This is a genomic window from Cellulomonas algicola (assembly GCF_003851725.1).
Classification (GTDB): Bacteria; Actinomycetota; Actinomycetes; order Actinomycetales; family Cellulomonadaceae; genus Cellulomonas; species Cellulomonas algicola.
The window spans coordinates 1-4943 of record NZ_BHYL01000219.1; the positions used below are offsets into that span (position 1 = coordinate 1).

The 4943-nt window shown below is 74.5% G+C and carries 5 protein-coding genes; 4 read left to right on the forward strand and 1 reads right to left on the reverse strand.

Translation table 11 applies throughout. The features are described from left to right. The coding region (locus CTKZ_RS13860; RefSeq protein WP_124343500.1) for a carboxyl transferase domain-containing protein at window positions 1–1401 on the reverse strand (1401 nt) is incomplete at its 3' end. Between the two features lie 83 nt (window positions 1402–1484). Between CTKZ_RS13860 and CTKZ_RS13865 the strand changes: the two genes are divergently transcribed. The 4 genes from CTKZ_RS13865 to CTKZ_RS13880 form a co-directional block, all read left to right on the forward strand. Continuing rightward, window positions 1485–2123, forward strand: coding sequence for an SACE_7040 family transcriptional regulator (locus CTKZ_RS13865; RefSeq protein WP_124343501.1), 639 nt, complete (start codon window positions 1485–1487; stop codon window positions 2121–2123). Window positions 2124–2249: 126 nt separating this feature from the next. Beyond that, window positions 2250–3440, forward strand: coding sequence for a pyruvate dehydrogenase (acetyl-transferring) E1 component subunit alpha (gene pdhA, locus CTKZ_RS13870; protein WP_124343502.1), 1191 nt, complete (start codon window positions 2250–2252; stop codon window positions 3438–3440). Next, complete coding sequence (locus CTKZ_RS13875) at window positions 3437–4531, forward strand: alpha-ketoacid dehydrogenase subunit beta (RefSeq protein ID WP_124343503.1); 1095 nt, start codon at window positions 3437–3439, stop codon at window positions 4529–4531. Before pdhA ends, CTKZ_RS13875 begins: the two co-directional genes overlap by 4 nt. Beyond that, on the forward strand, window positions 4528–4943 hold a 416-nt coding region (locus CTKZ_RS13880), incomplete at its 3' end, for a biotin/lipoyl-containing protein (RefSeq protein ID WP_307720307.1). The genes CTKZ_RS13875 and CTKZ_RS13880, both read left to right, overlap by 4 nt.

Here is a 4943-nt window from a genome sequence, read left to right on the forward strand (position 1 = left end):
CCCCCCCCGGGCCTCGACCTGGTCGCGCCGGACGGTCGCGAGCACCGACGCGGCCTGCGCGCCGCCCATGACGGAGATGCGCGCGCCGGGCCACATCCACAGGAAACGCGGCGAGTACGCGCGCCCGCACATCGAGTAGTTCCCGGCTCCGAACGAGCCGCCGATCACGACGGTCAGCTTGGGGACGCGCGTCGTGGCGACGGCGGTCACCATCTTCGCGCCGTGCTTGGCGATCCCCCCGGCCTCGTAGTCGCGCCCGACCATGAACCCGGAGATGTTCTGCAGGAACACGAGCGGGACGCCGCGCTGGTCGCACAGCTCGACGAAGTGCGCGCCCTTGAGCGCGGACTCGCTGAACAGCACGCCGTTGTTCGCGACGATCCCGACGGGGTGCCCGTGCAGCCGCGCGAACCCGGTCACGAGCGTCTGGCCGTACTCGCGCTTGAACTCGTGCAGCTCGGAGCCGTCGACGAGCCGGGCGATCACCTCGCGCACGTCGTAGGGAGTCTGCAGGTCGGTCGGGACGACGCCGTACAGGTCGTCGGGCGCGACCGCCGGCGGGTGCGCCTCGATCACGTCCCACGCGGTCGTCGTCGGTCGCGGCAGGGTCGCGACGATGTCGCGCACGATGGTGAGCGCGTGCGCGTCGTCCTCGGCGAGGTGATCGGTCACGCCCGACGTGCGGGCGTGCAGCTCGCCGCCGCCGAGCTCTTCGGCGGTCACCACCTCGCCCGTCGCGGCCCGGACCAGCGGCGGCCCGCCGAGGAAGATCGTCCCCTGCCCGCGCACGATGACGGTCTCGTCGGACATCGCCGGCACGTACGCGCCGCCCGCGGTGCACGAGCCCATCACGCACGCGACCTGCGGGATCCCCTCGGCGGACATGCGCGCCTGGTGGAAGAAGATCCGGCCGAAGTGGTCGCGGTCGGGGAACACCTCGTCCTGCATCGGCAGGAACGCGCCGCCCGAGTCGACGAGGTAGACGCACGGCAGCCGGTTCTCGCGCGCGATCTCCTGCGCCCGCAGGTGCTTCTTGACGGTGAGCGGGTAGTACGTGCCGCCCTTCACGGTCGCGTCGTTGGCGACGACCATGACGTGCCGCCCGGCGACGAGCCCGATCCCCGCGACGACCCCCGCGGCAGGCGCGTCGTCGTCGTAGACGCCGTGCGCCGCGAGCGGCGCGACCTCGAGGAACGGGCTGCCCTCGTCGAGCAGGACGTCGATGCGCTCCCTGGTCAGCAGCTTGCCGCGTGCGACGTGCCGCTCCCGCGCGGCCGATGGTCCGCCGAGCGCCGCGGCGGCGAGCCGGTCGCGCAGGTCGGCGACGAGCGCACGCTGCGCGGCGGCGTTGGCCGCGTGGTCGGGGGCGCTCGGGTCGGCCGCCGTCCGGAGGGTCTCCATCGACGCTCCTTGAGTTAACGATCGCTAACTGAAATGACGCTACTGTTCGACCAGCGACTTGTCCACGACAGGAGGGCCACCTGGTGCCGGAGCCCCCCACTCCCACCGCCGAGGTCGACGACGCCCCGACCACCGCGCGAGGACGCGCGAAGGCCGAGCGGCGCGAGGCGATCCTGGCCGCCGCGGCGCGGCTGTTCGCCCGGCACGGGTTCGACGGCGTCTCCCTCGACGACCTCGGTGCGGCCGTCGGGGTCCGCGGGCCGGCCGTCTACCGGCACTTCCCGAGCAAGCAGGCCGTGCTCCTCGCGCTGCTCGCCGGCACGAGCGAGCGTCTGCTCGACGGCGGCCGCGACGTCGTCGACGGCACCCCCGACCCTGCCGACGCGCTGCGCGCGCTGGTCCGCTTCCACGCCGACTTCGCGCTCACCGAGCCGGACGTCATCCGCGTCCAGGACCGCGATCTCGCCGCGCTCGCCGCGCCGGACCAGGAGGCCGTCCGGGTGGTCCAGCGGCGGTACGTCGAGGCATGGGTCGACGTGCTCGCGCGCCTCGCGCCGACCGCGGACCGGCCCGAGCTCCGCCTGCGCGCGCAGGCGACGTTCGGCCTGCTCAACTCGACGCCGCACAGCGCGCGCGGCCTGTCGTCGACCCGCACCCGGACCCTCCTGGAGGGCATGGCGCTCGCCGCCCTCGGCCACCCGGACGACCACCCCTCCGGCTGACCGGCGGCACGCGGACCGACCGCGGGTGATAGGCGAAAGGTCCCTTGCGGATCTAGCCTGGCGGGACATCAGGCAATGGGGCCACCGCTTCACAAGAGCACGGCTCCGCCGACGACGGAGCGGAACATGTTGCGTTCAGATGTGTCAGCCGGGCATGCCCGGGAGGGTGCGGAGCAGCGGACGACGGGGTCCTCGAGCGGCCCCGCACGACCACGAGCAGGCGACGGCAGCGCCGACGACGACGGTCTCGTCCGCCTCGTGACGACCGCAGGCGACCGGGTCGAGGACCCGGTCCACGACCCCTGGGTCACCGACGTCGACGACGACGCGCTCGTCGCGCTGTACGAGGACATGGTCGTCGTGCGGCGGTTCGACGTGGAGGCTACCGCCCTCCAGCGGCAGGGCCAGCTCGGGCTGTGGCCGCCGCTCATCGGCCAGGAGGCCGCGCAGGTCGGCTCGGCCCGCGCGATGCGCCCCGACGACTTCGTCTTCAGCTCCTACCGCGAGAACGGCGTCGCGTACTGCCGCGGCGCCGACCCGACCGACCTGGTGCGCGTCTGGCGCGGCACCGCGCTGTCCGGCTGGGACCCCTGGGCGCTGCACATGGCGACGCCGCAGATCGTCGTCGCGTCGCAGGCCGTGCACGCGACGGGCTACGCGCTCGGCTGCCGGATGGACGGCTCGGACGCGGCGGCGGTCACGTACTTCGGCGACGGCGCGACCAGCAAGGGCGACGTGCACGAGGCGATGGTGTTCGCCGCGAGCGGCGCCGCCCCGGTGGTGTTCTTCTGCCAGAACAACCAGTTCGCGATCTCCGAGCCGGTCGGTCTGGTGGCCACCCGCCCGCTCGCCGACCGCGCCCCCGGGTACGGGATCCCGAGCGTGCGCGTCGACGGCAACGACGTGCTCGCGGTCCTCGCCGTCACGCGCGCCGCGCTCGACCGCGCCCGGCGCGGCGACGGCCCGACGTTCGTCGAGGCGGTCACCTACCGTCAGGGCCCGCACACCACGTCGGACGACCCGACGCGCTACGTCGACACCGCCGTGCACGCGCAGTGGGCCGAGCGCGACCCGATCCTGCGCGTCGAGCGCCTCCTGCACCAGCGCGGCGCGCTGTCCGAGGAGCGCACGCACGACGTCAAGGAGAAGGCCGAGGAGTTCGCGCACCGCATGCGCGAGGGCTGCCTGGGCCTCGAGGCACCACCGCCGCTCAGCCTGTTCGACCACGTCCTGGTCGAGCCCACGGCGACGCTGCGGCGCCAGCGCGAGGAGCACGCCGCCTATCTCGCGATGTTCGACGACGAGGCGGTCCGATGAGCACCATGACGCTGGCCGGGGCGCTGAACGCCGGGCTGCGCCGGGCGCTCGCCGACGACGACCGCGTCGTCGTGCTGGGCGAGGACGTCGGGCGCCTCGGCGGCGTCTTCCGCGTGACCGACGGGCTGCAGCGCGACTTCGGCGCCGACCGCGTGCGCGACACCCCGCTCGCCGAGTCCGGGATCCTGGGCGTGGCCGTCGGGCTCGCGTACCGCGGCTACCGGCCCGTCGTCGAGATCCAGTTCGACGGGTTCATGTACCCCGCGTTCGACCAGATCGTCACGCAGGTCGCGCGCCTGCACTACCGGACCGGCGGCGCCGTGCGCATGCCGATCACCGTGCGCATCCCGTTCGGCGGCGGCATCGGTGCGGTCGAGCACCACTCCGAGTCGCCCGAGGCGTACTTCGCGCACACACCGGGCCTGCGCGTCGTCTCCCCCGGCGGACCGCAGGACGCGTACGCGATGGTGCGCCAGGCGGTCGCGTGCGACGACCCGGTCGTGCTGCTCGAACCCAAGCGGCGGTACTGGGTCAAGGGCGACGTCGACGAGTCGCTCGACGACGCGCTGCCGCTCGACCGTGCACGCGTCGTCCTGCCCGGCGACGACGTCACCGTCGCCGCCTACGGCCCGCTCGTGCTGACGGCGCGTGACGCGGCGCTCGCGGCCCGCGACGAGGGCGTCTCCGTCGAGGTCGTCGACCTGCGGTCGCTCTCGCCGCTCGACCTCGACACCCTGGAGGCGTCCGTGCGACGCACCCGGCGGCTCGTCGTCGCGCACGAGGCGCAGCGCAGCGGCGGGCTCGGCGCGGAGATCGCCGCATCCGTGACCGAGCGCTGCTGGGACGTGCTCACCGCCCCCGTCGCGCGCGTCACCGGGTTCGACGTCCCCTACCCGCCCGCCAAGGTCGAGGAGCACTTCCTGCCCGACCTCGACCGGATCCTCGACGCGGTCGACCGCGTGCTCGGACGGCCGCACTCGCTCAGCGGGTTCGTCCCGTCGGTGCGGGCGGTCGAGGAGCCGCCGGAGGGTGCGGTGGTCGGCGACGCCGAGCGCGCCCGCGGTGCCGCGGCTGTCCGGAGCGCGTCATGAGCGCCGACCGGACCCTCCGCACCGTCACCCTGCCCGACCTCGGCGAGGGCCTGACGGAGTCCGACCTCGTCGAGTGGCTCGTCGCCGTCGGCGACACCGTCACGCTCAACCAGGTCGTCGCCGAGGTCGAGACCGCGAAGGCGCTCGTGCAGCTGCCCTCACCGTGGGCGGGTGTCGTCGAGGCGCTGCTCGTCGAACCCGGCACCACGGTCGCCGTCGGCGGCCCGCTCCTGACGATCGCCGTCCCCGACACCGCCGCGACCGGCGACCGGTCGCCGTCGGCCACCCCGGCCGACGCGGCCCCCGACGTGGCCCCCGCGCCCGAGGCGCACGTGCCCGAGACGGCGGCCGACGTCGTCCCCGCCGGGTCGACCGCCCCGCTCGCGCCGGCGACGGCTGCGCGCGTCGGGGC